The sequence below is a fragment of the Streptomyces lanatus genome (genome assembly GCF_014655715.1).
GTDB lineage: Bacteria > Actinomycetota > Actinomycetes > Streptomycetales > Streptomycetaceae > Streptomyces > Streptomyces lanatus.
Genome location: NZ_BNBM01000019.1, coordinates 193631 through 210050 on the forward strand (window position 1 = coordinate 193631; position 16420 = coordinate 210050).

General features: G+C 69.4%; 10 protein-coding genes. 4 read left to right on the forward strand and 6 right to left on the reverse strand.

The genetic code is table 11. The features are described 5' to 3' along the window. Positions 1–9 precede the first annotated feature (9 nt). Entirely contained in the window at positions 10–4944 is a 4935-nt protein-coding gene (locus IE325_RS37515) for an NAD-glutamate dehydrogenase (protein WP_190074638.1), read from the reverse strand. A 1668-nt stretch (positions 4945–6612) separates the two neighbouring features. Between IE325_RS37515 and IE325_RS37520 the strand changes: the two genes are divergently transcribed. Continuing rightward, the gene (locus IE325_RS37520; protein ID WP_190074639.1) at positions 6613–7179 is read left to right on the forward strand and encodes a DJ-1/PfpI family protein; all 567 of its coding nucleotides are present in this window, start codon (positions 6613–6615) and stop codon (positions 7177–7179) included. 75 nt (positions 7180–7254) lie between these two features. Here IE325_RS37520 and IE325_RS37525 read toward each other — a convergent pair whose 3' ends face one another. Continuing rightward, positions 7255–7920, reverse strand: a complete 666-nt coding sequence (locus IE325_RS37525; protein WP_190074640.1) for an HAD family hydrolase — start codon at positions 7918–7920, stop codon at positions 7255–7257. Between the two features lie 79 nt (positions 7921–7999). Continuing rightward, positions 8000–8515 (reverse strand): DUF6912 family protein, encoded by a 516-nt coding sequence (locus tag IE325_RS37530; RefSeq protein ID WP_190074641.1) that lies wholly within the window; start codon positions 8513–8515, stop codon positions 8000–8002. A 329-nt stretch (positions 8516–8844) separates the two neighbouring features. On the opposite strand from IE325_RS37530, the gene IE325_RS37535 reads away from it, so the two are divergent. After that, positions 8845–9447 (forward strand): Rv3235 family protein, encoded by a 603-nt coding sequence (locus IE325_RS37535; protein WP_190074642.1) that lies wholly within the window; start codon positions 8845–8847, stop codon positions 9445–9447. Positions 9448–9651: 204 nt separating this feature from the next. Here IE325_RS37535 and secA read toward each other — a convergent pair whose 3' ends face one another. After that, complete coding sequence (gene secA / locus IE325_RS37540) at positions 9652–12501, reverse strand: preprotein translocase subunit SecA (protein ID WP_190074643.1); 2850 nt, start codon at positions 12499–12501, stop codon at positions 9652–9654. Positions 12502–12772: 271 nt separating this feature from the next. Here secA and IE325_RS37545 point away from each other — a divergent pair, with 271 nt between their 5' ends. Then, a complete protein-coding gene (locus tag IE325_RS37545; RefSeq protein ID WP_190074644.1) occupies positions 12773–13354 on the forward strand; it encodes a GNAT family N-acetyltransferase in 582 nt (193 codons plus the stop codon). Between the two features lie 64 nt (positions 13355–13418). Beyond that, positions 13419–14591: a winged helix-turn-helix domain-containing protein gene (locus IE325_RS37550; RefSeq protein WP_190074645.1), complete on the forward strand. Its 1173-nt coding sequence runs from the start codon at positions 13419–13421 to the stop codon at positions 14589–14591. A gap of 22 nt (positions 14592–14613) precedes the next feature. On the opposite strand, the gene IE325_RS37555 is transcribed toward IE325_RS37550, so the two are convergent. Together IE325_RS37555 and hpf are read right to left on the reverse strand one after the other, a co-directional pair. Then, entirely contained in the window at positions 14614–15360 is a 747-nt protein-coding gene (locus IE325_RS37555; protein WP_190074646.1) for a response regulator, read from the reverse strand. 201 nt (positions 15361–15561) lie between these two features. Continuing rightward, positions 15562–16254 (reverse strand): ribosome hibernation-promoting factor, HPF/YfiA family, encoded by a 693-nt coding sequence (gene hpf, locus IE325_RS37560; RefSeq protein WP_373315289.1) that lies wholly within the window; start codon positions 16252–16254, stop codon positions 15562–15564. Between the last annotated feature and the right edge of the window lie 166 nt (positions 16255–16420).

Here is a 16420-nt window from a genome sequence, read left to right on the forward strand (position 1 = left end):
TACGACCGCTTACGTGTGCGTCCGCAGCAGCGTCCGCATCGTGCGCATCGCCACCGACAGGTTGGCCAGGTCGAAGGCGTCCGACCCGCGGATCTCCTCCAGGGTCGTGCGCGCCCGGCCGAGGATCGCACCGTTCTTCTTCTCCCACACGGTGAAGCGCTGCTCGGGCGTCGCGGTGCCGTTGCCGGCGGCCAGGACGTCCGAGGTCAGGGCCGCGTGGGCGGCGTAGAGGTCCTCGCGGATGGAGGCGCGGGCCATGGACTGCCAGCGGTCGGAGCGCGGCAGCTCGATGATGCGGTCCATCAGCTGGGTGATGTGCAGCCGGTCGGCGAGGTCGTAGTAGACCTCGGCGACGTCCATCGGGTCCTTGCCCATGCGGTCGGCCACCGAGACGATGTCGAGCGTCGGGAAGGCGGAGGAGAACCCGGCGACCCGCGTGGCGAGTTCGACGGGGACACCGGCCGCGGTCAGCTCGTCGTGGATCTGCTGGTACCAGTCCAGGTCCGCGCCGCGCAGCAGCTTCGGCAGCTCCGACCACACCTGCTCGACCCGGTCGGCGAAGAAGTCGACCGTCTCGGCGAGCTGGAGCGGCTGCTGCCGGTTGTTGAGCAGCCAGCGCGTGCCGCGCTCGACGAGGCGGCGCGAGTGCAGCCGGATCCGGGTCTGTACGGCGGCCTCGACCCGGTTGTCGAGCGCCTCGACCGCGTCCCACACCTCCGCCGAGCGGAAGATCGCGCGGGCCACGGTCTGCGCCCTGACGATCTCCTCGAGGGAGGCACCGGTCTCCTCGCGCAGCCGGTGCAGATACGTCGTACCGCCCGTGTTGACCGTGTCGTTGACCAGCACGGTCGTGGTGATCTCACGGCGCAGCGGGTGGCTGACGAGGAACTCCGGGAACTGCTCGCGCAGCTTGGTCGGGAAGTACGCGTGCAGCAGGGTGCTCAGATACGGGTCGTCCGGCAGCGTGGTGTGCAGCAGCTCCTCGGCGACCGTGATCTTCGTGTACGCCATGAGGACGGCCGTCTCCGGGCCGGTGAGGCCGTGGTCGGCGCCGAGGCGTTCGCGGATCTGGCGGTCGGTGGGCAGGAACTCCAGGGCACGGTCCAGGTGCCCCTCCCTGACCATGTGCTTCATGAAGCGCTGCTGGGCGTGGAGCATGGCGCTGGACTGGGCGAGGGCGTTGGCGATCGCCGTGTTCTGCGCGTAGTTGTTGCGCAGGACGAGCCGGCCGACCTCGTCGGTCATCTCGGCGAGCAGCTTGTTGCGCTGCTTGACGGTCATGTCGCCCTCGGCGACCAGCCCGTTGAGCAGGATCTTGATGTTCACCTCGTGGTCGGAGGTGTCCACGCCCGCGCTGTTGTCGATGGCATCGGTGTTGATCTTGCCGCCGTGCCGCGCGAACTCGATCCGGCCCAGCTGGGTCAGCCCGAGGTTGCCGCCCTCGCCGACGACCTTGACCCGCAGGTCGGCGCCGTCGACGCGGATGGCGTCGTTGGCCTTGTCGCCGACGTCGGCGTTGGACTCGGTGGAGGCCTTCACATACGTACCGATGCCGCCGTTCCACAGCAGGTCCACCGGCGACTGGAGGATGGCCTTCATCAGGTCGGCCGGGGTCATCTTGGTGACCTTGCCCTCGATGCCGAGAGCCTCGCGGATGTGCGCGTTGACCGGGATGGCCTTGGCGCTGCGCGGGAAGACACCGCCACCGGCCGAGATCAGCTCGGTGTCGTAGTCCGCCCAGCTGGAGCGGGGCAGCTCGAAGACGCGGCGGCGCTCGGCGTAGGAGGTGGCCGCGTCGGGGTTCGGGTCGATGAAGATGTGCCGGTGGTCGAAGGCGGCGACCAGGCGGATGTGCTCGCTGAGCAGCATGCCGTTGCCGAACACGTCACCGGACATGTCGCCGATGCCGACGACCGTGAAGTCCTCGCTCTGCGTGTCCACGCCCAGCTCACGGAAGTGCCGCTTGACGGACTCCCAGGCGCCGCGGGCGGTGATGCCCATGCCCTTGTGGTCGTAACCGGCCGAGCCGCCGGAGGCGAAGGCGTCACCGAGCCAGAAGTTGTACTGCTCGGCGACCCCGTTGGCGATGTCGGAGAAGGTCGCGGTGCCCTTGTCGGCGGCGACGACGAGGTAGGTGTCGTCCTCGTCGTGCCGTACGACGTCGGCGGGCGGCACGACATCGCCGGCCACCATGTTGTCGGTGATGTCGAGCAGCGCCGAGATGAAGGTCTTGTAGCTCCTGATGCCCTCCGCGAGCCATGCGTCCCGGTCCACGCTCGGGTCGGGCAGCTGCTTGGCGACGAAGCCGCCCTTGGCGCCGACCGGCACGATGACGGTGTTCTTCACCATCTGCGCCTTGACCAGGCCGAGGATCTCGGTACGGAAGTCCTCACGCCGGTCGGACCAGCGCAGACCACCGCGCGCGACCTTGCCGAAGCGCAGGTGGACGCCCTCGACGCGGGGCGAGTAGACCCAGATCTCGAACGCGGGGCGGGGCGCGGGCAGGTCGGGGATGGCCTGCGGGTCGAACTTCATGGAGACGTAGTCGTGCGGGTGACCGCCCGCGGCCTCCTGGAAGAAATTGGTCCGCAGCGTCGCCTTGATCACGGTGAGGAAGGACCGCAGGATCCGGTCCTCATCCAGGCTCGCGACCTGGTCGAGCGCCGCGTCGACCTCTTCGAACAACGCGTCCACGATCTCGTGTCCGGCACGCTGCCGGTCGGGCGACATCCGCGCCTCGAAGAGCGAGACGAGCAGCCGGGTGGTGTGGACGTTGTTACGGAGGGTGTCCTCCATGTAGTCCTGGCTGAAGGTGGAGCCGGCCTGGCGCAGGTACTTCGCGTACGCCCGCAGCACCATCGCCTGCCGCCAGGTGAGCCCGGCGCCCAGCACGAGGGCGTTGAAGCCGTCGTTCTCCGCCTTGCCGGTCCAGGTGGCGGCGAACGCCTCCGAGAACCGCTCACGCGCGTCGTCGCCGAGATAGTCGGCGCCCGCCGCCTTGGGCATGCGCAGACCGAAGTCGTAGATCCAGGCGACACTGCGGTCGGAGCAGCGCAGTTCGTACGGCCGCTCGTCCACGACCTCGACGCCGAGGCGGCTGAGGACGGGCAGGACGGCGGACAGGGATACGGCCGCACCCTTGCGGTAGATCTTGAAACGGCGCTCCTCGGGCGCGGCGCCGACCGGCTCGTACAGGCTCAGCGAGAAGTTGTCGTCCTCGGTGAGCTGCTCGATGTGGACGAGGTCGGCGACCGCGGAGCGCGGGGTGTGGTCGGCCTTGTAGCCCTCGGGGAAGGCGTTGCCGTAGCGGCGCAGCAGTTCGGCGGCGTGCTCCTCGCCGAGCTCGGCGTTGAGGGCGTCGGCGAAACCGTCGGCCCAGGACCGGGCGGCCTCGACCAGCCGCGCCTCGATCCGGTCCTTGTCGCTGTCGCTGAGCTGCGGCAGCTCGGTGCCCTGCGGGACCCGGACGACGAAGTGCAGCCGGGACAGGATCGACTCGGTGTTCCAGGCGGTGAAGTCGACGCTGATGCCGTCGAGCTCCTCCTTCAGGATGTCGATGATCCGCAGCCGTACGCCGGTGGTGTAGCGGTCGCGCGGGAGGTAGACGAGGGCGGAGTAGTAGCGCCCGTACTCGTCCTGGCGCAGATAGAGCCGCAGCCTGCGACGTTCCTGCAGATACAGAACCGATGTGGCGATCTGCTGCAGCTCGGCGACCGGCGTCTGGAAGAGCTCGTCGCGCGGGTACGTCTCCAGGATCTGCAGCAGATCGCGCCCGTCGTGGCTGTTGGGCGAGAAGCCGGAGACCTCCAGCACCTCGTCCACCTTGCGCCGGATGACGGGCACCCGGCGGACGGACTCGGTGTAGGCGGCGGAGGAGAACAGCCCGAGGAACCGCCGCTCCCCGACGACCTCGCCGTTCTCGTCGAACTTCTTCACCCCGACGTAGTCGAGATACGACGGCCGGTGCACGGTCGCCCGGCTGTTGGCCTTGGTGAGGATGAGGAGCTTGTGCTCACGCGCCTTGGCACGGGCGTCGGCGGGCAGCCGCTCGAAGGAGGGGCTGACGGGGTGGCTGTCGGTCTCGGAGTGATGCGGATCGGACCGCAGGATGCCGAGCCCGGTCCCGGGCACGGCGGCCAGCGAGTCGTCCTCCCGCAGCTCGTACTCACGGAAGCCGAGGAAGGTGAAGTGATCGTCGGCCAGCCAGCGCAGCAGCTCGCGGGCCTCCTCGAACTCCATGTCGCGCAGATCGGAATGCGGCTCCCGCGGCAGCTCGTCGGCCATCCGCATGGCCAGGTCCCGCATCTTGCTCCAGTCCTCGACGGCCTCACGGACGTCGGACAGGACACGCAGCAGGTCGGCGGTGATCTGCTTCAGGTCGCCGCGGTCGGTCTCACGGTCGAACTCGACATGGATCCAGGACTCGATGTGGGTGTCGTGCGGCTGGTCCCCGGCGGCGGGCGGCTCGGGGAGCACCTCGATGAGCTTGCCGGTGACGTCGCGGCGGACGACGACCTGGGGGTGGATGACGACGTGGATGCCGCGCCCCTGCCGGGTCAGCTCATTGGTCACCGAGTCGACGAGGAAGGGCATGTCGTCGGTGACGACCTCGACGACGGAGTGGCTGCACGTCCAGCCGTTCTCCTCCACGGTGGGCGTGTGCACCCGCACGTTGGCCGTGCCCTGAGGGCGGTTCTCGGCCAGCCGGTAGTGGGAGAAAGCGGCTCCGAAGATGTCGACCGGATCGCGGTCGCCGAGGTCCTCCGGGGCGGTGTGCAGGTAGTAGCGCTGGAGGAACGAGAGCACGGTGTCGTGGTCCGGGGTGCCGGGGCTGCTCTCGTCCGTGGTCCCGGTCGGTAGGTGCCCCCCGACCGGGCTGTTCTCAGCTACCCGGGCGGCCCTGTCGAGCAACTCGGCCTTGGCTTCGTCCAGCTTGGTCTGCATTGTCCTCTGGCTCCTGTCGCGCGCCGTTGCGTGACGTTGAAGGAAGTACGGTGTCTTCCCCTCCGGCGTAACGCCGCGACGCGGGGTGTCCGGTCTGCTTCGACGCTATGCCGCGAGGTGGGATGAGCGGGGTTATATGAGCCAATCTTGAGCTGCCCACGGGATGTGACGCTGCTCTCTGCGACGCTCGGGCCCAGGGTGCGCACACCCTCCCGGGAGCACGTCCGGCCCCTCCCCGCCCACGAAGACCAGCGACCGCCGCCCGGCCACGGATGTAGTCCGTGGTCCCCGGGCGCAGGGCAGGGGCAACGATGCCCCCGCGAGCTATCGCGCTGATCACGCCACTAAGGCTATCGCTCCTTACAGGGCCCCCGTCATGAGCCGTATGTGTACAAAACCAGGGGTGGAACTTTGACGTTCTGCACAGGGGCAAAGGGTGCGGCAAGGGCGTAACTGGCGGGGCCGGACACCGAGGGGGAGGGTGGGGTGTGGAGCTGAGCCACGTGCCCACACCAAGAAACCCTGCACGAGCAGCCCTCGACACACGCCCCGTGTCCGAAAACAGGCCTTGGGCGGGGTGCCGCGGGCTGGGAGGAGCTGTGCCCGTCGGCGCCCGCTGCACGCCGGGCCTGCGGACGGCTGTGCCGGTCGGCGCCCGCTACGCGCCGGACCTGCGGACGGCTGTGCCCGTCGGCGCCCGCTGCACGCCGGGCCTGCGGACGGCTGTGCCGGTCGGCGCCCGCTACCTACCGGACTGCGGACGGCTGTGCCGGTCGGCGCCCGCTGTACGCCGGGCCTACGGACGGCTGTACCGGTCGGTGCCCGCTACCTGCCGGACCTGCGGACGGCTGTGCCCGTCGGCGCCCGCTGTACGCCGGGCCTGCGGACGGCTATACCGGTCGGTGCCCGCTACCTGCCGGGCCCGCGGACGGCCGTACCGGTCGGCACCCGCTACGCGCCGGACCTGCGGACGGCCGTGCCCGGTCGGCACCCGCTACAGGCCGCACCTGCGGACGGCTGTGCCCGTCGGCGCCCGCTACCTGCCGGGCCTGCGGGCACCTTCCGACCAGCCCTCGCCACCCACCAGCCATCGAGCACCCGTCCGACCAGCTCCCGCCACACGCCGAGCCTGCGGGCACCCGTCCGATCAGCTCGCACCACGCACTCAGCCATCGGACAGCCATCCGATCACCTCCCTCCACCCACCAGCCATCGAGCGCCCCTGCCACCCAGCTCTCGCAACACGCTCAGCCCCAGCCGGCAGCCACCCACTGGCCCTCGCAACGCACGCCGCCGGCTGGCAGCCGCTCCCTCCAGCCCCTGCAACACCCCCAGCCGACGGACAGCCCCGCCACCTCGCCCCTCCTCGCCACGCGCGCAGCCTGCGGGCAGTCGTGCCGCTGGGGCGGCACGGGTGGGCGCAGGCGGCACCCCGCAGCGCCGGGCCGCGCGACCCACCCCCGCGCGGCCCCAACGCCGGTCGCGCGACCCACTCCCGCCTCAGCCGCAACACCGGGCCCGCAACGACCACCACCCGTCGAACCCCGCCTTCCCCCTGGCCACCCCGATCCGCCCGCCCCCTTGGCAAGCCCCCCACCCCGAGGCACGTTGCCCTATGAGCCAGCCACGCGGAGACACCCACCACGGCCAACAGAGGAGCGCACCGACATGACAGCGAAGATCCTCATCGTCACCGGCGACGCCGCGGAGTCCCTGGAGGTCCTCTACCCCTACCAGCGCCTCCGCGAAGAGGGCTACGACGTGCACATCGCGGCCCCCACCCGCAAGAAGCTCCAGTTCGTCGTCCACGACTTCGAACCCGGCTTCGACACGTACACCGAGAAACCCGGCTACACCTGGCCCGCCGACCTGGCCTTCTCCGAGGTGGACCCCGGCGCCTACGCCGCCATCGTCATCCCCGGCGGCCGAGCGCCCGAATACCTCCGCAACGACCCCGAGCTCCGCAAGATCCTCAAGTCGTTCTTCGACTCCGACAAGCCCGTCGCCCAGATCTGCCACGGCCCCCTGCTCACCGCCGCGACCGATAGCCTCCGCGGCCGCCGCGTCACGGCGTACCCCGCCCTGGAACTGGACATGCAGGCAGCCGGCGCCACCTTCCAGGACGCCGAGGCGGTCGTCGACGGCACGCTGGTCTCGTCCCGCGCCTGGCCGGATCACTCGGCATGGATGAGGGAGTTCCTGACGATCCTGCGCGCGAAGGCACCGGTGACCTGACCACGGCGAACGACAGGACACGGCGCGGCGTACAGGGCGCCGCGCCCCACACACCCCCAGGCGCCCGGCCGCGCCCTACGCAGCCAACCGCTCCGCCTCCGCAACCGCCTCCCCCAAGGTGTCCACCACCGGCACCCCCGCTTCCTCAAGGCTCGCCCGACTGTGCGACCCCCCGGTGTAGAGCACGGCCCGCGCCCCCACATGCAACGCCGCCACCGCGTCATCGGCGGCGTCCCCGATCACCACGGTACGAGCGGGATCCACACTCACCAGCGCCTCGAGGTGCCGCACCATGTGCTCGGCCTTGCTGCCCCCGGACGGCCCGGTCCGCCCGTCGACCCGTATGAAGTGCTCCTCGATCCCGAACCCCCGCACCAACGGCACGAGTTCGTCATGCACATACATGCTGAGGATCGACTGGCTGCGCCCCGCCGACCGCCACCGCGAGAGCAGCTCGCCCGCGCCCTCGGTGAGCCCGCATCTCACCCGGTGCTCGGCGTAGTACCGATGGAAGGTCTCGTCCATGACGACCCACTCGGCATCCGTCGGCAGCCGCCCCAGCAACCGCTCGTAGAACTTCGGCACCGGCACGCAGTACAGCGCCCGATACCGCTCCATCGTGATCGGTTCGAGCCCCAGCTCGCCGAACGCCGCGTTCGTCGCGCCGATGATCGCGTCATTGTCCTGGAACAGCGTGCCGTTCCAGTCCCAGACGATGTGCGCCCCTACCTGCTTCCCCATGCCAAAAACCGTACCCGCCCCCACTGACAATCAAGAGAGCAGCAGGCCACAGCAGGTACGAAACCCAGAAACGTCGGGTTCAGTCCCCCAGCCCCACCAGGTTCGGGATCTCCTGCGTGGCGTACCACAGCAGCTCATGGTCCTCGGCCCCGTCCACGACGAACTGCGCGTCGTCGTCCCCACCGTCCGCCGCCCCCAGCGCCTCGGCCGCAGCCGCCACGTCCGCCTCCGCGTCACCCGCGTCGACATGCACGGCCGCCGCCTTGGCCAGCGCCACGCCCCCGGCGATCCGCACCTCACCCAACGCCGCCGGATCCAGCCCGCGGTCGGGGTCGGCGACGGCCGCCCCGTCGGGCACATCCACGGCGACCACGACCCGGCGCCGCACCGCACCCGCATCGGCCGCGACCAGCCGCAGCGAGGCCAGCGCGGCCCGGTTCAGCGCCGCGTACTCCAACTCCTCGATGTCGTCGGAGAGATACCACTCGCGCAACGCGGGCGTGACGGCGTACGCGACAAGCGGCCCCGCCCCCAGCTCACCCGTCTTGTACGCCTCGGCGAGACCGGGGAGCGTCAGGGGGACGTAGACGCGCATGACTGACCGCTTTCGTGTTCGTAAGGCTCCGCGACAACCCGGAGAGGGCGGGGTCCCGCACCTCCCGGAGGGCCTTCAGGATACGTGCGCGTGTCCCCTTTCGAGTCCCCACCACCACCCCCCAGGGCGTCCACTCCGGTCCACGAACTCACCCGGTGCTCCCTTGCGGTTACGGCCCCTCCCGCCCGCCGATCACCCGGATAAGTGAAGATTCCAGCCGCCCGACTTGCGCTCCCGCTTTCTTGGTGCATGTCCCCAAAGCCCCGTACAAGATCACCCACCAGGAAGTTACTGCCCGGTATCTCCCGGGCCCGCCGAACGGGGACCCCATGCACAAGGTCATGACGAGGACACAGCACCGCCCCGGCACCCGCCCACCGACCCGCCGCGACTCCCGCCGCCCAGCCGGAACCCCGCCCCGCACACCGAGCGGCGGCCCCTCCCGTACGACATCCCCCGGCGCCCGCCCACCGCGCCCACCGCACCCGACGGGAACCCACCCCCGCACAACCCCCACCGACACCCGCCCACCGACGCACACCCCGCACACCCCTCCAGGCGAAGCCGCCGTCCGCCGGACCGCCGTCCCGCACCCCCGCCCCACCGACGTCTTCGCCGACCGCCTCCTCCAGGTCCTCAGCGGCCAACGCCCCGTCCACTCGATGCTCCGCCACACCGCCGGCCGCGCCTACGACGAACTCGCCTGGCTCGCCGAACGCGGCCCCCTGCGCACCCGCGGCACCCGCCCCGTGGTCCGCGACATCGGCTACTTCGAGCCCCGCCCGGGCGCCATCGAGGCCTTCGCCCGCATCGGCGCCGGCGACCAGCTGCGCGCCATGGCATTCCGCCTGGAACAGGCCGCCGACCTCCGCTGGCGCTGCACGGCGGTGGAACTGGGCGGCCCCCGCAGGCCTCGCACCAGCGACGACTGACAGCCCGGCACAGGGCGCGCCCGACCAAGGGGCTCACAGCCCGCTACAGGGCCCGCCACGCCCCACCCAAGCCCCTACAAACGCCACTCAACGGCGAAGGGCCGGACCCCCGCTAGGGAGACCGGCCCTTCCAACCGCTATACCGACGGCTGCGATCACCGTCACCGCCTACTCAACGGCGCTGCGGCATCCAACCACCCGGCGTTACTTCTTGCGCCGCCGACCACCACGCGACTGCTTGCGCCGCTCCGCGCGCGTGAGGCCGTCCGCCTCGGAGCGCACCGGCTCGTCGCCGTTGTCGAAGTCGCCCTCGACGATGTCGCCCTCGCCGTCGACCTTGGGCGCGGTGTAGTGCAGCCGGTCCGGACGGCGCGGAGCCTCCAGCCCCTTGGCGCGGATCTCGGGACGCGCGCCCGCCTGCGCCGGCACCGCGTCCTGCTTCTCCAGGTCGGCCACCGGCTTGGCGTCCTCGACCGGGACCTCCTCGACCTGCTGCTCGACCTGGACCTCCAGGTTGAACAGATAGCCGACGGACTCCTCCTTGATGCCCTCCATCATCGCGGTGAACATGTCGAAGCCCTCGCGCTGGTACTCGACCAGCGGGTCCTTCTGCGCCATCGCGCGCAGGCCGATGCCCTCCTGGAGGTAGTCCATCTCGTAGAGGTGCTCGCGCCACTTGCGGTCCAGGACCGACAGCACGACGCGCCGCTCCAGCTCACGCATGATCTCGGAGCCGAGCTGCCCCTCACGCGCCGCGTACTGCTCGTGGATGTCGTCCTTGATGGAGTCGGAGATGAACTCGGCGGTCAGCCCGGCCCGGTCACCGGCCGCCTCCTCCAGCTCGTCCACGGTCACCTTCACCGGGTACAGCTGCTTGAACGCGCCCCACAGGCGGTCGAGGTCCCAGTCCTCCGCGAAGCCCTCGGCGGTCTCCGCGCCGACATACGCGTCGATGGTGTCGTCCATGAAGTGCTGCACCTGCTCGTGCAGGTCCTCGCCCTTCAGGACGCGGCGCCGCTCGCCGTAGATGACCTCACGCTGGCGGTTGAGGACCTCGTCGTACTTCAGGACGTTCTTACGGGTCTCGAAGTTCTGCTGCTCGACCTGGGACTGGGCGGACGCGATCGCGCGGGTGACCATCTTGTTCTCGATCGGCACATCGTCCGGGACGTTGGCCATCGACATCACGCGCTCGACCATCTGGGCCTTGAACAGGCGCATCAGGTCGTCACCGAGGGACAGGTAGAAGCGGGACTCGCCCGGGTCGCCCTGACGGCCGGAACGACCGCGCAGCTGGTTGTCGATACGCCGCGACTCGTGCCGCTCGGTGCCGAGGACATAGAGGCCGCCGAGGTCCTTGACCTCTTCGAACTCCGCCTTGACCGCCTGCTCGGCCTTCTCCAGGGCGGCGGGCAGGGCCGCGGCCCACTCCTCGATGTGCTCCTCGGGGTCGAGGCCGCGCTGGCGCAGCTCCGCCTCGGCGAGGTCCTCGGGGTTGCCGCCGAGCTTGATGTCGGTACCACGGCCGGCCATGTTGGTGGCGACGGTGACGGCGCCCTTGCGGCCGGCCTGGGCGACGATGATCGCCTCACGGTCGTGCTGCTTGGCGTTCAGCACCTCGTGCTGGATGCCGCGCTTGGACAGCTGCTGCGAGAGGTATTCGGACTTCTCGACCGACGTCGTACCGACGAGGATCGGCTGGCCCTTCCCGTGCTTCTCGACGATGTCGTCGACGACCGCCTCGAACTTCGCGACCTCGGTGCGGTAGATCAGGTCCGACTGGTCCTTGCGGACCATCGGCTTGTTCGTCGGGATCGGGACCACACCGAGCTTGTAGATCTGGTGGAACTCGGCGGCCTCGGTCATCGCCGTACCGGTCATGCCGCAGAGGCCGGGCTGTTCCTTGTCGGCGTGGTCGTGGCGCTTGTAGAGGCGGAAGAAGTTCTGAAGGGTGATCGTGGCGAGGGTCTGGTTCTCGTCCTTGATGTCCACCCCTTCCTTCGCCTCGATCGCCTGGTGCATGCCCTCGTTGTAGCGGCGGCCGGCGAGGATACGGCCGGTGTGCTCGTCGACGATCATGACCTCGCCGTCGATGACGACGTAGTCCTTGTCCTTCTTGAAGAGCTCCTTGGCCTTGATGGCGTTGTTCAGGTAGCCCACCAGAGGCGTGTTCACCGACTCGTAGAGGTTGTCGATGCCCAGCCAGTCCTCGACCTTGGAGACACCGGCCTCATGGATGGCGACCGTGCGCTTCTTCTCGTCGACGTCGTAGTCGCCGGTCTCCTCGAGGCCCTTGAGGGGGTTGCCCGCCTCGCCCTTCTTCAGGCGCGTGACCAGCTTGGCGAAGTCGCCGTACCACTTGGTGGCCTGGTCGGCGGGACCGGAGATGATCAGCGGCGTACGGGCCTCGTCGACGAGGATGGAGTCGACCTCGTCGACGATGGCGAAGTTGTGGCCGCGCTGGACGAGTTCGTCCTGGGACCACGCCATGTTGTCGCGCAGGTAGTCGAAGCCGAACTCGTTGTTCGTGCCGTACGTGATGTCGCACGCGTACTGCTCGCGGCGCTGGGCCGGCGTCATGTTGGCGAGGATGCAGCCGACGTTGAGGCCGAGGAACTTGTGGACGCGGCCCATCATCTCGGAGTCGCGCTCGGCCAGATAGTCGTTGACCGTGATCAGGTGGACGCCCTGGCCGGACAGCGCGTTCAGATACGCGGGCAGCGTGCCGACGAGCGTCTTGCCCTCACCGGTCTTCATCTCGGCCACATAGCCGAGGTGGAGCGCCGCGCCGCCCATGATCTGGACGTCGTAGTGCCGCTGGCCGAGGACGCGCTTGGCGGCCTCGCGGACGGTGGCGAAGGCCTCGGGCAACAGGTCGTCCAGGCTCTCACCATCGGCGTACCGCTGCTTGTACTCATCGGTGAGGGCCCGCAGCTCGGCGTCGGAGAGGTCGACGAAGTCCTCTTCGATGGAGTTGACCTGGTCCGCGATGCGGTGCAGCTTGCGCAGGATCTTGCCTTCGCCTGCACGCATGATCTTCGAGAGGACGGACACGGGGGTTGGTCTCCTTGCCGGTCGGGCCTGGGACGGTCGGTTTCCATTTGACTTGACTGAGCAACGGCCATCGTATGCGAGGACCCCGCCGTGCCGGGAGCCTGCCGGGGGCGCAGAGCGTCCGCTGCTTCAAATCTCCGTCAAAGGGGACAACGGACGGGGGTCGCGGATGGTGCCGCGTTCCACCCATGAATTGTGCGAAACGCGATCGCCCGCTCACCCACCGCATAAACGTTGGCGCTTGCACCGAACCCACGAGGAGAATCGGTCGATGGAACCCGTGACGCTCACCACCGGCCGCCTTCTGTTGCGCACGGTCGGCCCGAAGGACACCGATGCCGTGTACGAGGCCGCCCAGGATCCCGACATCCAGCGCTGGACCACCATCCCGTCGCCCTATCTGCGCGAGCACGCGCACAGCTTCACGGAGCAATTGGTCCCCGACGGCTGGAAGAACGGTTCGATGTTCACCTGGGGGCTCTTCCTCCCCGAAGGGGAGGACCTGGTGGGCATGCTCGGCCTCACGATGCGTTCCATGAGCGAGGCCGAGGTCGGTTTCTGGGGTACGAAGGAGCACCGCGGCAACGGCTACGTCACCGAGGCAGTCCTCGCCGCGTCCCGCTGGGCCTTCGTCGACCGGTCGATCGACCGCGTGGAATGGCGTGCCGAGGTCGGCAACGGTCCTTCCCGCACGGTGGCCGAGCGAGCCGGCTTCACCCTTGAGGGCACCCTCCGCTCCGCCATCGTCAACCAGGGCGTACGCCGGGACTGCTGGGTGGGCTCCCTGCTCCCGTCGGATCTGGCGCTGCCGTCGACGGCTCCGTATCTGCCGGCGCGGACGCAGCCGGTGTAGCGCCTTTCCGGGTAAATCCCCAGGTCACCACGCATTGTCAGTGCCAAGCTCTAGGGTGCGGACCATGACCTCCCTGCGCCCCACCACCGACCTCTCGGCCGATGAGGCCCGCCGCATCGCGCTGCGCGCACAGGGCTTCCTCGGTGCTCTCGACCGCAGGTCGGGCGTCCGCGGCATCCTCCGTCACCTCGGCGCGGTGCAGCTCGACACCATCTCGGTCCTGGCCCGCTCCCATGAGCTGATCCCGTACGCCCGCCTGGGCGCGGTGGGCCGCAGGACGATCGAGAAGGCCTACTGGACCGACACGCACGCCTTCGAGTACTGGTCCCACGCGGCCTGCATCCTCCCCGCCGAGGAGTGGCCGCACTTCGCCTTCCGCCGCCGCGCCTACCGCAACCGCCCGCACTGGAACCACGAGCTCCCGGACGGCACCTACGACCAGGTGATCAAACAGCTCCGCACCGAGGGCCCCCTCACCGCGACCGAGCTGGGCGGCGCGAAGCGGACGAGCGAGTGGTGGGACTGGTCGGGCACGAAGGTCGCTGTGGAGCGCGCCCTGATGTACGGCGAGGTGGTCTGCGTCGAGCGGCGCGGCTGGAAGCGGGTCTACGACCTCGCCGAGCGCGCCATCCCGCAGGCGCTGCTGCATGACGAGCTGGATGACACCGAGTGCCTGCGCCGCCTGGTCCGCCTGGCCGGCCAGTCCCTCGGTGTCGGCACACGCGCGGACATCGCGGACTACCACCGCCTCAAGGGCGAGCAGGTCGACGCCGTGATCGCCGATTCGGGTCTGGTCCCGGTCACCGTCGAGGGCTGGGGCAAGCCGGCCTGGGCCGACCCTGCGGCCCTTCAGACCCCGCCGCGCGGCAGACACCGTACGACGCTGCTGTCCCCGTTCGATTCCCTGATCTGGGAACGAGCGCGCACGGAGCGGATCTTCGGCTTCACGCACCGCCTGGAGGCATACGTCCCGAAGCAGAAGCGGGTCTACGGCTACTTCGCGATGCCGATCCTCGCCGGCGGCCGGCTCGTCGGCCGCGTGGACCCGGCCCGCGAGGGCCGCACCCTGGTCGCCAGACAGGTCACGCTGGACGGCCCGAAGGCGGTCCCGGCCGTGGCCCAGGCGCTGGTCGAGGCGGCGAGCTGGGTGGACTGCACGGACGTACGGGTGGAGCGGGTCGACGCACCCGACCTGCGCGAACCGCTCGCCAAGGAGCTCGCCCGCCTGGTGGGCTGATCTCCGCCGGTCTCAGCCGACCTCAGCGGATCTCGAGGATCTTCTCCCGCATCGCGTACACCACGGCCTCCATCCTGGAGTGCAGTTGCAGCTTCTCCAGGATGTTGCGCACATGGTTCTTCACGGTGTTCTCGGAGATGAACAACTCCTTCGCGATATCGCGGTTGTTCATCCCCGTGGCGACGAGCTTGAGGACCTCCAGCTCGCGGTCCGTCAGCCGCGGCGCGGGCACGAGCCGGCGCTCGTCCGTGCGCTGGATCATCGACTTGAACTCGGTGAGCAGCTTCGACGCCATCGACGGGCTGATCTGCGACTGTCCGTCGGCCACCGCGCGGATGGCCGTGGCCACCTCGTCCGTGGAGATCTCCTTGAGGAGATAGCCGGTCGCACCCGCCTTGATCGCGTCGTAGAGGTCGGCCTCCTCGTCGCTGATCGTCAGCATGATGATCTTCGCGCTGGGGGCCACCTCCTTGATGGAGGTGCAGGCCTCGATCCCGCCCCGCTTGGGCATCCGCACATCCATCAGGACGATGTCCGGCAGCAGGTCGGCGGCCTTGTCGACGGCCTCCGCGCCGTCTCCCGCCTCTCCCACGACCTGGATGTCCTCCTCGGCCGCGAGCACGATCTCCAGTCCCCGGCGGAACAGGGCGTGGTCGTCCACGACCAGGACTCTGATCGGCTCCTTGCGTGGAGAGCCCAGGTCAGGGCCCATGCCGACAACATCGCCGTCGGCATCCTCGTCCCGCATCGGTCCGAAGCTGTCGGCCATCGTTCCTCCCCCTGAAGGCTGCGGCTGGTCATATGCCACCGCCAACCCAAGGCAGCGGCCCACCGGTTGGGCCGGTGCGGCCATGATTTCATGCCCGACCGACACTCCGGTGACGAGCCGGGCGCGAAGTGGTCGCACACCGGTGCCCCTGGGGGCGCACAAGCGCTCCAGGGGCACCGGCTGAGCTGTCGGCCGGGTGGGTCAGCCGCCCAGCGTGCCACCAGCCGCGGGAGACTGCGCCTGGGTGACCATCGGATCCGTGTTGAGGTGGATGACCCCGTAGTCATACGCGTGCCGCCGGTAGACGACACTCGGTTCCTTCGTCTCGGAGTCGACGAAGAGGTAGAAGTCGTGTCCGACCAGCTCCATCTCGTAGAGGGCCTGGTCGAGGGTCATCGGGGAGGCGACGTGTGTCTTCTCGCGTACGACGAGGGGCCCTTCGCCCTTCACTTCCAGCGAGCCGATCTTCTTGGTGGGAACTCCGTCCGGCTCTTCTTCCCGGAACGTGTGGCCGTTGCCGTTGAGCGTCGCCGCGCCCGGAACGTGGTCGGGGACCTCGGCCGCCGTGAGTCGGCGTGCGCCTCGGCGCGAGAAACGCTTGTCGTGCTGCTTGCGCAGCCGGGCATCCAGCTTCTCCGCGGCCAGATCGAGTGCCGCGTACGGGTCGCTGGCCGCTGCCTCCGCCCGGATCACCGGACCGCGGGAGCGGAGCGTGATCTCCACTCGATCACTGCGGTCGGCCTGTCGCGGGTTGGGCTCCTTGGACACCTCGACGTCGAGGCTGATCACCTTGGCATCGAGCCTCTGGATCTTCTCCAGCTTCAGCTTCTCGGCCACGTGCTTGCGGAACCGCTCGGGCACCTCGGTCTTGCGGCCTTTGACGACGATGTCCACGCAGAACTCCGTTCCCGGATCGCCCCGCTCCATCGGCGGAGCATCTCCCTTTTGCACCAGGCTCCGGTGAGCCCCGGAACCTCGGACTCGGTGACGTCCACCTCCTCCTCCCCCACGGGCAAGATCTCCACCCCATGGCCGCCGGGTGATTGCGTAAAACCCGCGG

Excerpts from the sequence above, each read along its gene's own strand:
- IE325_RS37515 (WP_190074638.1), bottom strand. The coding sequence starts at position 4,944 with ATGCAGACCAAGCTGGACGAAGCCAAGGCCGAGTTGCTCGACAGGGCC.
- IE325_RS37520 (WP_190074639.1), top strand. The coding sequence starts at position 6,613 with ATGACAGCGAAGATCCTCATCGTCACCGGCGACGCCGCGGAGTCCCTG.
- IE325_RS37525 (WP_190074640.1), bottom strand. The coding sequence starts at position 7,920 with ATGGGGAAGCAGGTAGGGGCGCACATCGTCTGGGACTGGAACGGCACG.
- IE325_RS37530 (WP_190074641.1), bottom strand. The coding sequence starts at position 8,515 with ATGCGCGTCTACGTCCCCCTGACGCTCCCCGGTCTCGCCGAGGCGTAC.
- IE325_RS37535 (WP_190074642.1), top strand. The coding sequence starts at position 8,845 with ATGCACAAGGTCATGACGAGGACACAGCACCGCCCCGGCACCCGCCCA.
- IE325_RS37545 (WP_190074644.1), top strand. The coding sequence starts at position 12,773 with ATGGAACCCGTGACGCTCACCACCGGCCGCCTTCTGTTGCGCACGGTC.
- IE325_RS37550 (WP_190074645.1), top strand. The coding sequence starts at position 13,419 with ATGACCTCCCTGCGCCCCACCACCGACCTCTCGGCCGATGAGGCCCGC.
- IE325_RS37555 (WP_190074646.1), bottom strand. The coding sequence starts at position 15,360 with ATGGCCGACAGCTTCGGACCGATGCGGGACGAGGATGCCGACGGCGAT.